Genomic DNA, 15,255 nt, shown 5'->3' on the forward strand with positions numbered 1-15,255 from the left:
CAAGTGCCAGATGAGATGCTATGCGCCGAGCCGGATTGCTTCAAGGACCTCCAGATGAATTCGCTGTCGCCTCGCGCCGCCGTCGGCCTGTTCCTCATCGTCGTGCTGGCCTGGGGCGTGAACTGGTCGGTGACGAAGCAGCTCGTCCAATTCCTTCCACCCCTATGGACGTCGGCGATCCGGAGCTGGATCGCGCTGGCTGGATTGTTCGTGATCCTTGGCCTCAGCAACAATCTGGTCATCCCGGAGCGGCGCGACATTCCTGTCGTCTTGAGCGTGGCGCTGTTGCACATGACGCTGTTCTCGGTCCTGGTTGCGGCTGGTGTGCGCTTCCTGCCCGCGAGCAAGGCCATCGTGCTCGGTTACACCACGCCGCTTTGGGTCGCGATCGCCGCGCCGCTACTGGGGAAGGATACGCTGACCGCGCCAAAGCTCGCCGGCGCCCTGCTCGGGCTGATCGGCCTTGCCGTGATCCTGAACCCTACGTCCATTGACTGGGCCAATGCGAACGTCGTGCTCGGCGCCGGCATGGTCATCCTGGCCGCGATCTCGTGGGCCGCCAACATCATCTATATCCGCGCGCACCGCTGGATCGCGTCGCCGCTCCAGCTCCTGATCTGGCAGGTGCTGGTCGCGACGATCGTGCTGACAGGATCGGCGCTGGTCACGGACGGCCTGCCGCACGTGGAATGGTCGTGGAGGCTCGCCCTGCTGTTCCTGTATTCCGGCCTGATCGGGACGGCGCTGGCCTATTGGGCGATGTCAATGGTCAACAAGAGCATCTCGGCGCTGACGACGGCGCTGGGCACCACAGGAACGCCGCTGGTCGGCATCGCCAGCGCCGCGATCCTCCTGAGTGAGCCGATCGACGCGAGCCTTGCGGTCGCGGCCGGACTGATCGTCACCGGCATCGGTCTTGCGACGCTAGGCGATCGGTTGTTGCGCAGTCAGGCCACTGCGAGCGGCTGAACGCGCAAGCTTCCGCGCAGGCCCGCCGCGGTGCCGAGCAGGATGCCGGCAACCGCGACGAAGGAGCCAAGAGCGAGCGTCGAGACGCCCGTGAGCCCCTGACCGATCGAGCAGCCGAACGCCATCACGCCGCCGATCCCCATCAGCGCAGCCCCGGTGCCCGAGCGCAGCATGTGGCGTGGTGAGGAGTAGCCTTCGAGCTTGAAGCGGCCGGTAGCGAGCGCCGTCACCAGACTACCGGCGAAGACGCCGGCAACCGTCGCAACGCCAAAGTTCGGCGTCAGCCCGGTCGAGAGCATGGCGTATTGCAGGCTATCAGCGATCGGCGCGACGAAGGTGAGCGAGGTCACTGGGACCGGATTGAAGTCGTCGGCGCCGAGATAGCCGGTGACGTACCAGCCGGCGGCAACGAGCAGGCCCACAATGACACCTGCCGCGATCTGCCCCGGCGAACGGCGGAACGCCGGGTGCGCGAAGGCGAACAGGACGAGCGCGATGACGGTCGCGGCGGCGGCAAGCGCGCGCGACAGCGATTCCGTGACACCGATCATCCTCAGCAAGGACGGCAGCGAATTTGCGCTGACCGTCATTTGCGAAGCCTGGACCAGCGCGATACGCGCCGGCGCGATCAGGCCTTTGAGCGTCATCTGCGCGGCAATCGCAAGAACGATCACGACGACGAAGGAGCGGAGATTGCCGCGGCCGAGCAGCACCAGGGCCCGCGAGCCGCAGCCATTCGACAGCACCATGCCGTAGCCGAACAGCAGGCCACCAAGGAAGAGCACTGGGGCGGAAAAGGATTGCTGCAAATAGATCGACTTACCGAGATCGACCAAGCCGTTGCCGGCGAGGAACTGGCTCGCGACGATCGCGACAGCGATCGCCAGCGCGTAGGTCCGCACCAGCCGCCCGTCGCCATCCGTCAGAAAGCCGCGCATACTGCTCATCAGGCAGAAGCCGCTGAGCAGGCCGGCGACACCGTAGACGAGGCCGATGAGGAGGCCGGCGAGGATGACGAGCTGGGCAGCTTCCATCGATTGTTCTCAGATCTCTCGACGTTCTCCGTCGTTGCGAGCGCAGCGAAGCAATCCAGCCTGTCTCCGCGGGTGCATTTCTGGATTTGCTTCGGTACGCTCGCAATGACGGTGTGTTATGGCTTCAGGATCACGCGATCTCGCGACGAGCCGGCGACCGCAACATACGCTTCTTTCGCGCGCTCCAGTGGATAGACCGCATTCGTCTTGATCGGGAACGGTTTCAGATGGCCGCTCGCAAAGCCGGGCCCGAGGTCGCGCAGCACCGCGCCCGTGGCGGCGGAGGACAGGCCGAGCGTGTCGATGCCGACATAAGTGTGCTGTCCCCGGTAGAATTCGAGGATGTTGAACTGCACGATGCGGTCGATCGCGGCGATCAGGATCTGGCGGCCGCGCAAGGCGAGTGACTTGTGCGCCGCTTGGAAATAGGGATCGCCGACCGTATTGAAGACGATGTCGGCGCCCTTGCCGCCGGTCGATTCGCGCACGCGCGCGGCGACGTCGGAGGCGGAGGCGTCAATCACCTCGATGGGCGCACGGGCGTGACCTTCATAGGGTTCCGCCTTGCGCACCACTCCGATGACGCGCGCGCCCTGCCAGGTCGCGATCTGCACCGCGGCCTGGCCGACCTTGCCGTTGACGCCGAACACCAGCACGGTCTCGCCGCTCTTCGGCACACCTGCGCGGCGAAAACCTTCCATCGCGGTGACGAAGGGCACGCCGACGCCGGCGGCCTCTTCCCACGACACCGCCCTGGGTTTCTCCACGACCGCATCGGCCTCGACCACGAGATGGCTGGCGTGGGTGCCGTCGCGGCGGATGCCGAGATCGCCGGAAGAGCCGAACACCTCGCGGCCGATCGTCCCGGCGGGCCCGTCGATCACCACGCCGGCATAGTCACGGCCGGGGGTCCGGGGGAACACGGCATAGGGCATCAGCCCGGTCGCAGCCTTGACGTCGGACGGATTGACCGCAGCGGCCTTCACCTCGACCAGAAGATCGTTCGGCCCGCGCGCAAGCGTCTGACGCTCGACCACAGGGGCAAGCACAGCGGCGCTTTCAGCTTTGGCGTTGAGGCGCACGCAGCGCGCTTCGACCGTCCTGGCATCGGCTGGTGACATGAAAAGACCCGCGATTTCTCGCGGGCCTTGTCGCCTCTGGCGCCGGTCAAGTCAATCCGTCAGTCCTTGGGCCGCTTGTCGTAGAGCCGTTTGGCCTTGCCCAGCGAGCGCTCCAGCGTGGCCGGCGCGACCACCTGAACCCTCGAACTGATGCCGATGGTGTTCTTGATATGGGTCGAGATCCGATCCGCTTGATCGACGAGACCCCTTCCGTCCCAGCTTTCGGGCCGCGCCTCGGCGATGATGGTGAGCTCGTCCATGCGGCCTTCTCGGGTGAGCTCGAGGATGAAGTGGCCGCAGCACCAGTCGGTCGCGAGCAGCACTTCCTCGATCTGGGTCGGGAACAGGTTGACGCCGCGCAGGATGATCATGTCGTCCGAGCGGCCCGTCACCTTCTCCATCCGCCGCATGCCCGGCCGCGCTGTCCCCGGTAGCAGCCGCGTCAGATCGCGCGTGCGATAGCGGATCACAGGAAAGGCTTCCTTGGTGAGCGAGGTGAACACGAGCTCGCCCTTCTCGCCGTCCGGCAGCACCGCACCGGTCTGGGGATCGATCACTTCGGGATAGAAATGATCCTCCCAGATGTGCAGGCCGTCCTTGGTCTCGATGCACTCCTGTGCGACGCCGGGGCCGATCACCTCTGAGAGGCCGTAGATGTCGGTCGCATCCATGTCGAAGGCATCCTCGATCTCGGCGCGCATCGCGTTGGTCCAGGGCTCGGCGCCAAAGATGCCGATCTTGAGCGAGCACTGGCGGGGATCGAGCTTCTGGCGTTTGAACTCGTCGAGAATCGCCAGCATGTAGCTCGGCGTCACCGTGATGATATCGGGCCTGAAATCGTTGATGAGCTGCACCTGCCGCTCGGTCATGCCGCCGGAGATCGGCACCACCGTGCAGCCGAGCCTTTCCGCGCCGTAGTGCACCCCTAACCCGCCGGTGAAGAGGCCGTAGCCATAGGCGTTGTGGATGACCATGCCGGTGCGGCCGCCCGCCGCACGGATCGAGCGCGCCATCACCTCGGACCAGGTGTCGATGTCGCGTTGGGTATAGCCGACCACGATCGGCTTGCCCGTGGTGCCGGAGGAGGCATGCACACGCACCAGCTTTTCGCGCGGTACGGCGAACATGTTGAAGGGATAGTTGTCGCGCAGGTCCGTCTTCACCGTGAACGGAAATTTTGCGAGATCGGACAGCTCGTGAAAATCGGACGGATGCACGCCGGCCTTGTCGAAGGCTTTGCGATAATGCGCGACATTGTCGTAGGCATGCTTCAGCGACCAGGCCAGTCGCTGCGTCTGCAACGCCATGATCTCGTCGCGCGAGGCACGCTCCTGCGCGTCCATCTCGGCACTATAAGTGCTGGCACCTTCCTTGAGTTTCGTCAGAGCCATCCTCGTTTCCCCACATTGGTTTGTTCATTTTATTTGTCTTGCTGCGGCAGCCACGTGCCGGGAATGACACGCGAATGCCCGCGGAATTCCGCGATAACGGTGTCGCCCACGGTGACACGCACGTCGTAGATGCCGGAGCGGCCGCCGCGGGTGATCTCCCGCGCCTTAGCGACGAGTCGGTCGCCAAGCCTGCCGGGCTTGATGAAGGTGATCTGGCCTTGCGCGGCCACCACGCGCTCATTGTGCGAGTTGCAGGCAAACGCAAAGGCGGAATCGGCCAGCGTGAAGATGAAGCCGCCATGGGCGATGCGCTGGCCATTGACCATGTCCGGCCGTACCGTCATGGCGAGCGTCGCAAAGCCCGGGCCGATTTCGACGATCTCCATGCCGAGGCCCTTGGAGGCATCGTCCTCGGCCCACATCGCCTCGGCACAGGCGCGGGCAATATCCTCAGGCGACAGGGCGGCTTTGACGTTCACGCGCTTCTCCCGGGGCCAGACGTTTGCTCATGATGTTCTGCTGGTTGCCGCAAGCTGTCAAATAATGCGACGCATTTGCATTCATCGGGTCTGATCTGCCGATCAGACATGATCATAATCGACCACGACCCGCTCCGACGATGGCTTGGCTTGGCAAGTCAGGACGAAGCCGGCCTTGAGCTCCCACGGTTCCAGCGAATAGTTGATGTCCATCGGCGCCTCGCCCTCGACCAGCTTGGCGCGGCAGGTCGAGCACATGCCGCCCTTGCAGGCGAAGGGCAGATCGACACCGGCGCGCAGCGCGGCATCGAGGATCGCCTCATCCTCGGCGACCGGCACGTCGCGACGCTTGCCGTCGATGATCAGCGAGGCGATCGCCTTCGGCGGCGCGTCTGGCGCAAGCACCTTCTTCGGCCGCGGCTTGCCGCCGAATTCGGAGACGAAGCGCTCGACGTGGATGCGCTCATCCGCGACGCCGAGATCGCGGCAGGTCGCCTCGATCTCCTCGCTCATACCAAGGGGACCGCAGATGAAGACATGATCGACGCTTTCCGCCGACACCAGCGAGCGGAGCAGCACCCTCACCTTGTCGCCATCGAGCCGGCCATGCAGGATCGGAATGTCCTGCTCCTCGCCGGAGATGACGTGGAAGATCGAGAGACGATCGATGAACCGATCCTTCAGCTCCTCGAGCGCCTCGAGAAACATGATGTTGTCGGTGGTGCGGTTGCCGTAGAACAGGAAAAAGCGGCTGTCGGGCTCGCGTGCGAGCACGCCCTTCACGATCGACAGGATCGGCGTGATGCCGGAGCCGGCGGCGAAGCCGACATGGATGCGCGCGCGATCTGCAGGCGGGACCACACCAAAACGCCCGGTCGGCGTCATCACGTCGAGCTCATCGCCGCACTTCAATTCGTCCGCGGCCCAGCTCGAAAACGCGCCGCCATCGATCTTCTTCACGGCGATGCGGATCTCGCCGTCGTCAGGGCCGGAGCAGATGGAATAGGAGCGGCGCACTTCTTCGCCGTCGAGCGTGGTGCGAAGCGTGAGGTACTGGCCGGGCGTGAACGCGTAGTCGCCGGCGAGCTCGCCGGGAATGGCAAACGTCATCGAGATGGCGTCGGACGCCTCGCGGCGGAGATCGTTGACGGTCAGGCGGTGGAAGCGCGGTGCGGCTGATGGCATCAGAAATACCCTGGCTTGGTGTCACCGCCGCCATTGCGAGGAGCCCTTGCGACGAAGCAATCCAGACTGCTTCCGCAGGGGTAGTCTGGATTGCTTCGCTGCGCTCGCAATGACGATGGGACTGGCATCGTGCGCCTCAATGACACTTGAAGTAATCGAACGGTTCGCGGCAGGACATGCAGCGCCACAGCGCCTTGCAGGAGGTCGAGCCGAACTCGGACAGCAGCTCGGTTTTATCAGAGCCGCATTGCGGACATGCGACCGCCTGCTCGCCGAATAGCGCACGGCGTGAGCTCGAGGCTTGTGGCGGCGCGATGCCATAGGCGCGCAGCTTGCGGCGGCCTTCCTCGCTCATCCAGTCCGTGGTCCAGGCCGGGGACAACACGGTGCGCACCTTGGGCTGATGGAAGCCGGCGCGCTCCAGCGCAAGCTCGATTTCGAGCGCGACCATGTTCATCGCCGGGCAACCCGAATAGGTCGGCGTGATCGCGACCTCCACTTGGTCACCGTCGAGAACGACATCACGCAGCACGCCGAGATCGGCGATGGTCAACACCGGGATTTCGGGATCGACCACGCTCGCGACGGCGTCCCAGGCGCGCTGGCGCAGCTCGCTGTCGAGCACCGTCACCATGTCAGCCCCGGGAAGGTGCGCTGCATTGATTGCAGCTCGGACAAGAGATGGCCCAGATGCTCACTGTGGCGGCCGGAGCGGCCACCTTGCTGCATCCAGTCGTTCTGCGGCAGTGCAAGCGTGGCCTCATTGGCGACATCCGACAGCGTCTTCAACCAGCGACCGCGCAAGGTCGCGGGATCGACGGCGATGCCGGCGTCAATCAGGCTGCGCTCGCCGTCGTCAACGGCGAACATCTCGCCGGTGAAGGCCCAGAGGTGTTCGATCGCTCCTTGTGCGCGGGCGTGGCTCTCGGCCGTGCCGTCGCCGAGCCGGATGATCCATTCCGAGGCATGGCGCAAATGATAGGCGCTCTCCTTTTCCGATTTGGCGGCAATCGCCGCCAGCGTTGCATCGCGCGAATTCATCATCGCGCGCCAGTAGGGATCGGCGAAGGCGGAATAGAAGAATTGGCGCACAAGGGTTTGGGCAAAGTCTCCATTGGGCTGCTCGACCAGCAGCAGGTTCCGATACTGCCGTACGTCGCGCAAATAGGCGAGCTTGTCCTCGTCGTTGTCCTTGCCCTCGACCTTCGCGGCATAGCCGTAGAGCTCCCGCGCCTGGCCGATGAGGTCGAGCGCAATGTTGGACAGCGCCATGTCCTCTTCCAGCATCGGCGCGTGTCCGCACCATTCCGACAGCCTGTGGCCGAGGATCAGCGCATCGTCGGCGCGGCGCAGTGCGTAGAGCACCAGTGGCGTTTCGGAGACCTGGATGTTGGCGACTGCCATCACATGTGCCCCACTTCTTCCGGCACCTCATAGAACGTCGGATGCCGGTAGATCTTGGACTCCGCCGGCTCAAACATCATGCCCTTCTCGGCCGGATCGCTCGCGGTGATCGCGGTCGAGGGCACGACCCAGATCGACAGGCCCTCGCCGCGCCGGGTGTAGATGTCGCGAGCGGCTTGCAGCGCCATGGTGGCATCGCTCGCATGGAGCGAGCCGACATGCTTGTGCGCGAGCCCGTTGCGGCTGCGAATGAAGACTTCCCACAGCGGCGTGTTCGGCGTGGCCATATTGATCTCCCTACTCCGCGGCTTGCGCGGTCTGACGCTGCGCGCGCTTGGCGGCATAGCTGGCTGCCGCCTCGCGCACCCAGGCACCCTCCTCATGCGCCTTGCGGCGTGCGGCCATGCGGTCGCGGTTGCAAGGGCCGTTGCCCGCAAGCACCTGCTTGAATTCGGTCCAGTCGATCTCGCTGTAGCGCCAGTGCCCGTCGGCATCCTGCGTCATGCCGGCGTCGGGAATGGTGAGGCCGAGATACTGCGCCTGCGGCACGGTCGCATCGACGAATTTCTGGCGCAGCTCGTCGTTGGAGAAGCGTTTGATCTTCCATTTCGTCGAGGCGTCGCTGTGCTGGCTCGTGGCATCGGGCGGACCGAACATCATCAGCACCGGCCACCACCAGCGATTCAGCGCATCCTGCGCCATCGCCCTCTGCTCGTCGGAGCCGCGGCAGAGCGTCAGCATGATCTCGTAGCCCTGGCGCTGGTGGAACGACTCCTCCTTGCAGACGCGTATCATCGCGCGCGCATAGGGGCCGTAGGAACAGCGGCACAGCGGAATCTGGTTCATGATCGCGGCGCCGTCGACCAGCCAGCCGATCGTGCCGATGTCCGCCCAGGTCAGCGTCGGATAGTTGAAGATCGAGGAATATTTGGCTTTTCCCGCGAGCATCGCGTCGACCAGCTCTTCACGCGAGGAGCCGAGCGTTTCGGCGGCGGCGTAAAGATAGAGCCCGTGCCCACACTCGTCCTGCACCTTGGCGAGCAGCGCGGCCTTGCGGCGCAGCGTCGGCGCGCGGGGGATCCAGTTGCCCTCGGGCAGCATACCCACGATTTCCGAGTGCGCGTGCTGAGAAATCTGGCGCGTCAGCGTCTTGCGATAGGCCGCCGGCATCCAGTCGTTCGGCTCGATGCGCTCCTCGGCATCGATGCGTGCCTGGAACTGCGCAGCCCTGGCGGCGTCCTCAAGACCGCGATCGTCGGTCTCGGCCGTGTTCAGCGCCTGAGTATACATGCGCATCCTCCCGTTTGTTGGGGAACAATATATAACAGAAGTTAGTTCATGCAAGATATTTTTGTAACATAAAGATCAGGTGCCGAACCTCCGTTCCAGCGCCTTTCTCGCGGGTGGTAATGCCCCCCTCTCGTTGGTTCCATGGCCGTCGAGCCATTGTTCCGACGGAACGAGGAGCGCACGATAAATCTCGCCGCAGAGTTTGCGAGCCGCCCGGCCGGGCCAATCCGGCGGTAGCAGGCTTTCGGGCAACAGCGGGTCGCGCAGCACGACGCGGCGGTAGTAGTGGATCAGCAGGATCCGTGCGGTGAAAGCGTCGGCCTCGGAAAGAACCGTACCGCGCGCGATCTGGGCGCGCAGCGGCTCGAACGTCTTCATGAATTTCAGGTAGGCATCCGCGGTACGATCGAGCGGCCAGCTCGCGCTCAGCAGGCGACGTCCGCTGTCGTCCTCCGCCGAGACTTCGAGACGGATGGCGCCCCCAGCCTCATCCGGCACCGGCACGCCCGACGGTGCGACCCATACACCCGGCAGCGGACTGCCGAAGCCGGCATTGCGTAGTGCCTCGCGCGAGGCGTCGCGGTCCTCGCCATTGCCGATCAGCAGCAGCTCGAAGCGCCCGGTCCAGTCGGACGGCGGCGGATCGTAGATGTGGCGCGTGGCCGCTTCAAACGTCTGCCGGCCCTTGTCGGCCAAGCGATAAAAACTGTTGCGGCCGACCTTCTCGCGCGTCAGCCAGCCGTCGGCCGCGAGGCGCGACACCGCCGTGCGGACGACGCCGCTATCGATGTCCAGGCCTTCGAAGAATTCGAGCAGCGTACCGAGCCATACGGAGCCGCCGCGTGGCACGATGGCATCGCCGAACACGGTGATGACGATGGAGCCGGTGCGCGACGGCTCGCGCTTGAGCTGGTCGATGATGCGGGAGAGCGGATGCGCCATGCGCGAGGCATAGCGCGTTTGGTGCGGGTGCGACAATGCCGCGCGAGGCGCGCCAGTTCTCCGTCTCCCCGTGCGCGGCCGTGCGCGGGGAGAGGCGAAGAAGCTACCTGTGCGGATCGGGATAGGCGAGGCTGCGCCAGCCGCTGCGGTCGAAGGGGCGCCACTGACCTTCCTTCTGTGCGAGGCGATCGGCGACCGCATAAACCACGGCCGGATGATGGCCCATGCCGCAATGGCTGCTCTCGACCTCGATGCTCTCTGTCTGCGCGCCAGTCTTTTCCATGCAGCCCTGCCAGGCGCAGACGCCGTCGGTGCGGCTGAAGATGGCGGTGGTCGGCACCGGCGGCGGAACGGCGAGCTCGCCTCCGAACTGCGGATCGACTTCGTCGGCCTTGCGGCCGCTCGCCCATTCATAGACGCGCCAAGCGTTGGTCGAGCGCGGATCGCCCGCGAAGGGGCTGCCGAGCGTGATCACCTGGCGCACGCGCTCCGGCATCATCTTGGCGAGCTGGCGCGCATAGACGCCGCCGAGGCTCCAGCCCACCAGGCTGATCTTGCGGCCGTGCTTGTCGCTGAGCTCCTGGACCAGATCCACCATCGCGTGCTGAACGCCCGGACGCAGGCCGTAATTGCGGCCCTGACGCCAGCCGCTCACCGCATAGCCCTTGCTCGCCAGAAACGCGCGCAGCGCGCGCGTCGACGCATCGGAAGCCACGAGGCCAGGCAGCACCAGCACCGGATGTCCGTCGCCGCGCGGCGCGAGGCTCAGGAGCGGCAGCGCGCCGAGGAATGCGCCGAACTCGTGGATCGCCCGCCCCTCCAGAAACATCAGGGTGCGGGATGGCGGGCGCAGCGTCTGGGCAGTTGCGGTCATCAATGTTTCCCCTGGGAGACTCGAGAGCCGCCGGCCGCGATGCCGGCAAATGGGCACGAATTCCAATACGCCGGCTTCTTGAACGTTCCGCAGCGCAACATGAATCAGCTAGGCGGCCGGTTCCCGACATTCAAGCGGGAGAGATGCGAGGCGACAATAGGCCCGCACGTTAATGCTAACGGCCGTGACGCAAAAGTCACAACAATCGAAGCAGAACTTCCAGGGAGTAAAGCGCAAGCCCGGCGAGCCCACCGATCAGCGAACCATTGAACCGGATGTATTGCAGGTCGCGGCCGATGTTGATTTCGATCAGCGAAATCAGCTGCGACATGTTCCACGCCTTGACCTGGTCGGAGATGAAGGTGGACACGCCGCTCTTCTGGTCGGCGACGAAGCTGCGCAGCACCGTCACCAGGCCCTGGTTGATCTCGCCGCGCAGCTCGGCATCGCCGGCGAGCGCCTCGCCCGCGGCGACGAACATGCCGGCGAGATGATGTTGCAACACCTGCGTCTCACCGCTCGCACTGCGCTCGATGAAGGCGCGGGTGTTGGCCCAGACGGTGCGGGCGAGATCGGCAAGCTCGGGACGCGCGAGCAGATCCCGCTTCAGCCCGGCGATACGGTCGATATAGGCCTGGTCGGTGCCGAGGCGGTCGACGAAGCTCAGCACCATGCGGTCGAACTCGCCGCGGAACGGATGCTTGGGATCGCTGCGCACCTCATTGAAGAAGGCGGTGGCGGAAGCCACGATCTTGTTCACCAGAAACTTGTCGGCGCGATAGAGCCGCAGCAGGGTCGGCAGCTCCGCCCGGACCTTCTCGCGGATCATCGCCATCATCTCTTTCTGATTCAGCGTCTCGTGCATCACGCGCAAGAGATCGTCGAACAGGATCTGGTGCCGGCCCTCCGCGACGAAGCCGCGCAAAGTGCCGGCCGCAAGTGGCGCAAGGTCGATCGCCTGGAGCTGCGAGGACAGGCGGCGGATGATGAACGTCATCAGCCTCGAGGTCTCGGTCGCGGAGACGGCCTCAGGCAGGAGGCGCAGCGCGAAGCGCGCGAGGTCGTCACTGCGCTTGCGGTCACGCAGCCAGTCGGCAACGAAGGAGCCGAAATCGATCTCCCTCAGCTTGGCCTCGACGGGACCGGCCTCCAGGAAATGCACCTGGATGAATTCGCCGAGCTTGTCGGCAATGCGGGCCTGATTGCTCTGAATGATGGCGGTGTGCGGGATCGGCAGGCCGAGCGGCCGCTTGAACAGGGCGACCACGGCGTACCAGTCTGCGAGTCCGCCGATGGTGGCGGCCTCCGCGAAGGCCGCGATGAACCCGAACACGGGATGCACCGGCAGCAGCCATTTCGCGACGATGAAGAGCAGAAGCGTCGAGGCGAGCACCAGCGTCGCCAGCGCTTTCACGCGGCGCAGCTCGGCCGCGCGTTCGGCATCGCCGGGGGTGTCGAAGGAGAAGGCGGATTGAATCTTCATGACGCAAACTTAGCGTCCCGATCTCCGCGTGTCCCGGACGAGGTGCAGCGCGAAGCGATGCGCCCCAAGCCGGGACCCAGCAAGACGATGGACCCCGATCAGCAGTGCACCACGCCGGTCTGGACGATGCTTCGCATCGCCAGGGCGCGCTGCACAGCGTCCGGGAAACGCAAACCAAAACTAAAACAAAGGCCCGCCGAAGCGGGCCTCAAATTTCAGTTTGTACTCACAGTGCCGGATCAGGCGGTCTTGCTGTAGACCTTGGCAAAGTTGTCCTGAGCGGACTTCGCACCGTTGGCGGCGAGCTTGCCGAGATAGTCGGCGGTCGCCTTGGCGCGCGAGACGAACGCTTCACCGCGGGCGCGGAGCAGGCTCGACTGGATCTCGACGGCCTCGCTGATCGACTTGGCGGACGCGAGCTTGTCGATGCCCGAGAAGAACGCCTCGGCATCCTCATAGATCGCCTGCTGGATGTTGCGGCTGATCTTGCCGGCTTCAGTGACGGTCTCGGTCACGGCATTCTCGACGGCGGCGGTCACGCGCTCGGAGCCAGCGAACACTTCGGCGGCACGGTCCTTGGCGGTGTTGGCAGTCTTCTTGACGAATTCGCGGGCGGCCTCGGGAACTTCCAGGTTCTGGATGTTCTTGAAAGCGTCCTTGAAGCCCTCGAAAGCGGTATTGGTTTCAGTGGTCATGGGGTTCTCTCCATCCTCATTGGTCTGAGCTATGGGCTCACCCCGTCCGCATTGGCCCGGGGCACGGCTTATATGGCAGAGTTAATTGTGCGATGCAATATTCATGTTGCAGCGCGATATCACGAAATCGTGAACAGCCTTAACTTGAGGCATCATGATGCCTCCCTCACCAGCTGGGTTCCCAAGGATTTCCCCGAGGCTCGTGCTGGACGGCCCTCTCAGTGCTGGACAGCGCCTGGCAGCCCGTAGGCCTCCATCTGGGCCTGGACCTGCGCGACGTTGTGGCCGAGCACGACGATGTCGTGGGTCTTGCCGTCGACATCCCGGACATGATCCCGCAGCAGTGCCTCCGCCTTGAACCCGAGGCTCTCGAACAGGGCAATCGCCGCCTGCTGGTCGACCGTCATCTGAACCGAGAGCTTTTCCAGGCCCGCCCCGAGCGCGAGGGCAAAGGTCTCCTGCGACAGCGCCTTGCCAACACCCTTGCCGCGGACCTCGGGCGAAATCACCATGCGGATCTCACCGACATGGGGTGACCAAGAGTGCGGGTCGCGCACCAGCGTGCCGCAGCCGACAACCCTGCCCTCTCTCACCGCGAGCAGGCTCTGGATCGCACCGCGCTCGATCTCCTTGACCCAAGCGGCCAACACCTTGGGCTCGCTGATGTTGCGCGGCAGGAACAGCAGGTCGTGGGTGGGCAGGCCCCTGCCGAAGGCCAGTACCGCGGCTTCGTCCGCGGGCGACATCAGACGGATCTCGATATCGCCGGCGTCGGTCTTGACGTGACGCGGATAGGAACGCTGCTCACTCATGTCGATCTCTTCCCAAGCCAGGAATCCAATTTCGGCCACAGCCGCTTCACCGCGTTGGCGCCGGCGACGAGCGAGACGTGACCGCCCTTCAGGATCACCTCTTCCTTGTCCGCCGAGCCGACCTTGGCGATCAGATGCTTGGCGGCGTCATAGGGCACGATGTGATCGTGCTCGGCGACCGCATGCAGGATCGGCACCGTGATATTGTCGAGCTTCGCGGCACGACCGCCCACCGACATGGTGTCGTTGAACAGCTTGTTGTCCCACATCAAGTCCTTGGTGATGGCGCGGAAGTACTCGCCGGCGAGCGGCAGCGTATCGGTCGCCCAGCGGTCGAACATGCGGTAAGACTTCACGAACTCGTCGTCCCAGATGTTCTCCCAGAGCTGGATCTGGCTCACCGTGCGCGAGGCCGGCCGCAGCATCTCGAACGAGGACAGGATCATCTCCGGCGGCACGTTGCCGACGCTGTCGACGAGATGGTCGACGTCGAAATAGCGGCGGTCGGAGAAATTCGAGAACAGCTTCATCTCGCGGAAGTCGATCGGCGTGGTGAAGCAGATCAGGTTCTTCATCGGCCCGTCCTGATGGATCGAGCCGTAGAGCAAGGACAGCACACCGCCGAAGCAATAGCCGATGACGGAAACGTCCTGCTCGCCGGAATCGGCTTGCACGCGGCGGATGCAGTCCGGGATGAAATCGAGGACATAGTCCTCCATGCGCAGGCTCTTCTCCTCCGGCCGCGGCGCGCTCCAGTCCAGCATGTAGACGTCGTAGCCACGCCTGAGCAGGAACTCGATGAAGCTCTGACCGGGCACGAGATCGAGGATGTAGCCGCGGTTGGTCGTCGCCATCACGATCAGCACCGGCACGCGGTAGATCTCGTCCGACATCGGGCGGTAGTGATAAAGGCTCATCGTGCCGCGCGACTGCAGCACGTCCTTGGGCGTCGAGCCGAGCGACGGGCCCGAGGTCGAGAAATATTCGACGCCCTTGATGCTCCGCATGATAGCGCGCTGCACTTCGGATTGGATCCGCTCCGGTATCGCAGCGAAATCAAGTCCCGTCGGCGCGTTCATTTTTGGTCTCCGCCTTCGGGCGGCGGACGTTTCGTACGCGGCGGTCGCGGAGCGGCGCCGACCTGCTGCGCACCCGAGTTGGCCGACATCTGGCTCAACATCGACTTGATCTCGCCGAGTTGGCCTTCGATCGACTGGAGCCGCTCCGCGATACCGGTCATCTGCTCGCGGCTCGGCAGGTTCATGGAGAGCAGGTATTTCTCCATGAGATCGCCGAATTGCTTCTGAGCACCTGCAGCAACTCCGCCGGCGCGGTTCATGGCTTGCGAGAATTCGGGCGTCTCCATCGCCTTGGTCGCGAAGGAGTTGAAACCCTTCTCCATCTCGCCAACCATCTTCTGCCACAAGGCGACCGGATCGGTGATCTTGTCGGTCATCAGCGTCCTCCCAATGTGGAGGGCTTTGCGCCCCTCTTTTCCCGCCATACCACACCGTTGCGAGGTGCCGGTCAACCGGCAAGCAGTGGGCGCAGCGTCGCGCATGCGGCTTCTTCGCGG

The 15,255-nt window shown here is 64.5% G+C and carries 17 protein-coding genes; 1 reads left to right on the forward strand and 16 read right to left on the reverse strand.

Annotation, left to right across the window (positions count from 1 at the left end; translation table 11 throughout):
* The first annotated feature begins 54 nt into the window (after positions 1-54).
* A complete protein-coding gene (locus BRAD3257_RS26365; RefSeq protein ID WP_122406763.1) occupies positions 55-969 on the forward strand; it encodes a DMT family transporter in 915 nt (304 codons plus the stop codon).
* Here BRAD3257_RS26365 and BRAD3257_RS26370 read toward each other — a convergent pair.
* From BRAD3257_RS26370 to BRAD3257_RS26445, 16 genes are all read right to left on the reverse strand, one after another.
* Positions 948-2,003, reverse strand: a complete 1,056-nt coding sequence (locus BRAD3257_RS26370) for a YeeE/YedE family protein (protein WP_122404296.1) — start codon at positions 2,001-2,003, stop codon at positions 948-950. The genes BRAD3257_RS26365 and BRAD3257_RS26370 overlap by 22 nt on opposite strands.
* A gap of 116 nt (positions 2,004-2,119) precedes the next feature.
* A complete protein-coding gene (locus BRAD3257_RS26375; RefSeq protein ID WP_122404297.1) occupies positions 2,120-3,124 on the reverse strand; it encodes a quinone oxidoreductase family protein in 1,005 nt (334 codons plus the stop codon).
* Between the two features lie 59 nt (positions 3,125-3,183).
* A complete protein-coding gene (gene paaK, locus BRAD3257_RS26380; RefSeq protein WP_122404298.1) occupies positions 3,184-4,515 on the reverse strand; it encodes a phenylacetate--CoA ligase PaaK in 1,332 nt (443 codons plus the stop codon).
* Between the two features lie 29 nt (positions 4,516-4,544).
* Positions 4,545-4,994 carry a hydroxyphenylacetyl-CoA thioesterase PaaI gene (gene paaI, locus BRAD3257_RS26385; protein WP_122404299.1) on the reverse strand — a complete coding sequence of 150 codons (450 nt, stop codon included), beginning with the start codon at positions 4,992-4,994 and terminating at the stop codon, positions 4,545-4,547.
* 102 nt (positions 4,995-5,096) lie between these two features.
* Positions 5,097-6,179 carry a 1,2-phenylacetyl-CoA epoxidase subunit PaaE gene (gene paaE / locus BRAD3257_RS26390; RefSeq protein WP_122404300.1) on the reverse strand — a complete coding sequence of 361 codons (1,083 nt, stop codon included), beginning with the start codon at positions 6,177-6,179 and terminating at the stop codon, positions 5,097-5,099.
* A 136-nt stretch (positions 6,180-6,315) separates the two neighbouring features.
* Positions 6,316-6,813, reverse strand: a complete 498-nt coding sequence (gene paaD, locus BRAD3257_RS26395; RefSeq protein WP_122404301.1) for a 1,2-phenylacetyl-CoA epoxidase subunit PaaD — start codon at positions 6,811-6,813, stop codon at positions 6,316-6,318.
* The gene (gene paaC / locus BRAD3257_RS26400) at positions 6,807-7,583 is read right to left on the reverse strand and encodes a 1,2-phenylacetyl-CoA epoxidase subunit PaaC (protein WP_162500371.1); all 777 of its coding nucleotides are present in this window, start codon (positions 7,581-7,583) and stop codon (positions 6,807-6,809) included. The genes paaD and paaC overlap by 7 nt, the downstream gene beginning before the upstream one ends.
* Positions 7,583-7,870: a 1,2-phenylacetyl-CoA epoxidase subunit PaaB gene (paaB, locus tag BRAD3257_RS26405; protein ID WP_008136594.1), complete on the reverse strand. Its 288-nt coding sequence runs from the start codon at positions 7,868-7,870 to the stop codon at positions 7,583-7,585. The genes paaC and paaB overlap by 1 nt, the downstream gene beginning before the upstream one ends.
* Before the next feature lie 10 nt (positions 7,871-7,880).
* The gene (paaA, locus tag BRAD3257_RS26410; RefSeq protein ID WP_162500372.1) at positions 7,881-8,873 is read right to left on the reverse strand and encodes a 1,2-phenylacetyl-CoA epoxidase subunit PaaA; all 993 of its coding nucleotides are present in this window, start codon (positions 8,871-8,873) and stop codon (positions 7,881-7,883) included.
* A 75-nt stretch (positions 8,874-8,948) separates the two neighbouring features.
* A complete protein-coding gene (paaX, locus tag BRAD3257_RS26415; protein ID WP_122404304.1) occupies positions 8,949-9,815 on the reverse strand; it encodes a phenylacetic acid degradation operon negative regulatory protein PaaX in 867 nt (288 codons plus the stop codon).
* A gap of 103 nt (positions 9,816-9,918) precedes the next feature.
* Entirely contained in the window at positions 9,919-10,689 is a 771-nt protein-coding gene (locus BRAD3257_RS26420) for an esterase/lipase family protein (protein WP_122404305.1), read from the reverse strand.
* A 196-nt stretch (positions 10,690-10,885) separates the two neighbouring features.
* Positions 10,886-12,172, reverse strand: coding sequence for a DUF445 domain-containing protein (locus BRAD3257_RS26425; RefSeq protein WP_122404306.1), 1,287 nt, complete (start codon positions 12,170-12,172; stop codon positions 10,886-10,888).
* A 239-nt stretch (positions 12,173-12,411) separates the two neighbouring features.
* Positions 12,412-12,867 carry a phasin gene (locus tag BRAD3257_RS26430; protein WP_122404307.1) on the reverse strand — a complete coding sequence of 152 codons (456 nt, stop codon included), beginning with the start codon at positions 12,865-12,867 and terminating at the stop codon, positions 12,412-12,414.
* A 218-nt stretch (positions 12,868-13,085) separates the two neighbouring features.
* Positions 13,086-13,679: a GNAT family N-acetyltransferase gene (locus tag BRAD3257_RS26435; protein ID WP_162500373.1), complete on the reverse strand. Its 594-nt coding sequence runs from the start codon at positions 13,677-13,679 to the stop codon at positions 13,086-13,088.
* On the reverse strand, positions 13,676-14,758 hold the full coding sequence (locus BRAD3257_RS26440; RefSeq protein ID WP_122404309.1) for an alpha/beta fold hydrolase: 1,083 nt from the start codon (positions 14,756-14,758) through the stop codon (positions 13,676-13,678). The genes BRAD3257_RS26435 and BRAD3257_RS26440 overlap by 4 nt, the downstream gene beginning before the upstream one ends.
* Positions 14,755-15,135, reverse strand: coding sequence for a hypothetical protein (locus BRAD3257_RS26445; RefSeq protein ID WP_122404310.1), 381 nt, complete (start codon positions 15,133-15,135; stop codon positions 14,755-14,757). The genes BRAD3257_RS26440 and BRAD3257_RS26445 overlap by 4 nt, the downstream gene beginning before the upstream one ends.
* Positions 15,136-15,255 lie beyond the last annotated feature (120 nt).

The organism is Bradyrhizobium vignae (genome assembly GCF_900324035.1).
Lineage (GTDB): Bacteria > Pseudomonadota > Alphaproteobacteria > Rhizobiales > Xanthobacteraceae > Bradyrhizobium > Bradyrhizobium vignae.

Bases quoted from the DNA above. Each gene is read 5' to 3' on its own strand.
- BRAD3257_RS26435 (WP_162500373.1), bottom strand. From the start codon at position 13,679: ATGAGTGAGCAGCGTTCCTATCCGCGTCACGTCAAGACCGACGCCGGC.
- paaK (WP_122404298.1), bottom strand. From the start codon at position 4,515: ATGGCTCTGACGAAACTCAAGGAAGGTGCCAGCACTTATAGTGCCGAG.
- BRAD3257_RS26370 (WP_122404296.1), bottom strand. From the start codon at position 2,003: ATGGAAGCTGCCCAGCTCGTCATCCTCGCCGGCCTCCTCATCGGCCTC.
- paaC (WP_162500371.1), bottom strand. From the start codon at position 7,583: ATGGCAGTCGCCAACATCCAGGTCTCCGAAACGCCACTGGTGCTCTAC.
- BRAD3257_RS26375 (WP_122404297.1), bottom strand. From the start codon at position 3,124: ATGTCACCAGCCGATGCCAGGACGGTCGAAGCGCGCTGCGTGCGCCTC.
- BRAD3257_RS26420 (WP_122404305.1), bottom strand. From the start codon at position 10,689: ATGACCGCAACTGCCCAGACGCTGCGCCCGCCATCCCGCACCCTGATG.
- paaE (WP_122404300.1), bottom strand. From the start codon at position 6,179: ATGCCATCAGCCGCACCGCGCTTCCACCGCCTGACCGTCAACGATCTC.
- paaX (WP_122404304.1), bottom strand. From the start codon at position 9,815: ATGGCGCATCCGCTCTCCCGCATCATCGACCAGCTCAAGCGCGAGCCG.
- BRAD3257_RS26440 (WP_122404309.1), bottom strand. From the start codon at position 14,758: ATGAACGCGCCGACGGGACTTGATTTCGCTGCGATACCGGAGCGGATC.
- BRAD3257_RS26425 (WP_122404306.1), bottom strand. From the start codon at position 12,172: ATGAAGATTCAATCCGCCTTCTCCTTCGACACCCCCGGCGATGCCGAA.
- BRAD3257_RS26430 (WP_122404307.1), bottom strand. From the start codon at position 12,867: ATGACCACTGAAACCAATACCGCTTTCGAGGGCTTCAAGGACGCTTTC.
- paaA (WP_162500372.1), bottom strand. From the start codon at position 8,873: ATGTATACTCAGGCGCTGAACACGGCCGAGACCGACGATCGCGGTCTT.
- paaB (WP_008136594.1), bottom strand. From the start codon at position 7,870: ATGGCCACGCCGAACACGCCGCTGTGGGAAGTCTTCATTCGCAGCCGC.
- BRAD3257_RS26445 (WP_122404310.1), bottom strand. From the start codon at position 15,135: ATGACCGACAAGATCACCGATCCGGTCGCCTTGTGGCAGAAGATGGTT.
- paaD (WP_122404301.1), bottom strand. From the start codon at position 6,813: ATGGTGACGGTGCTCGACAGCGAGCTGCGCCAGCGCGCCTGGGACGCC.
- BRAD3257_RS26365 (WP_122406763.1), top strand. From the start codon at position 55: ATGAATTCGCTGTCGCCTCGCGCCGCCGTCGGCCTGTTCCTCATCGTC.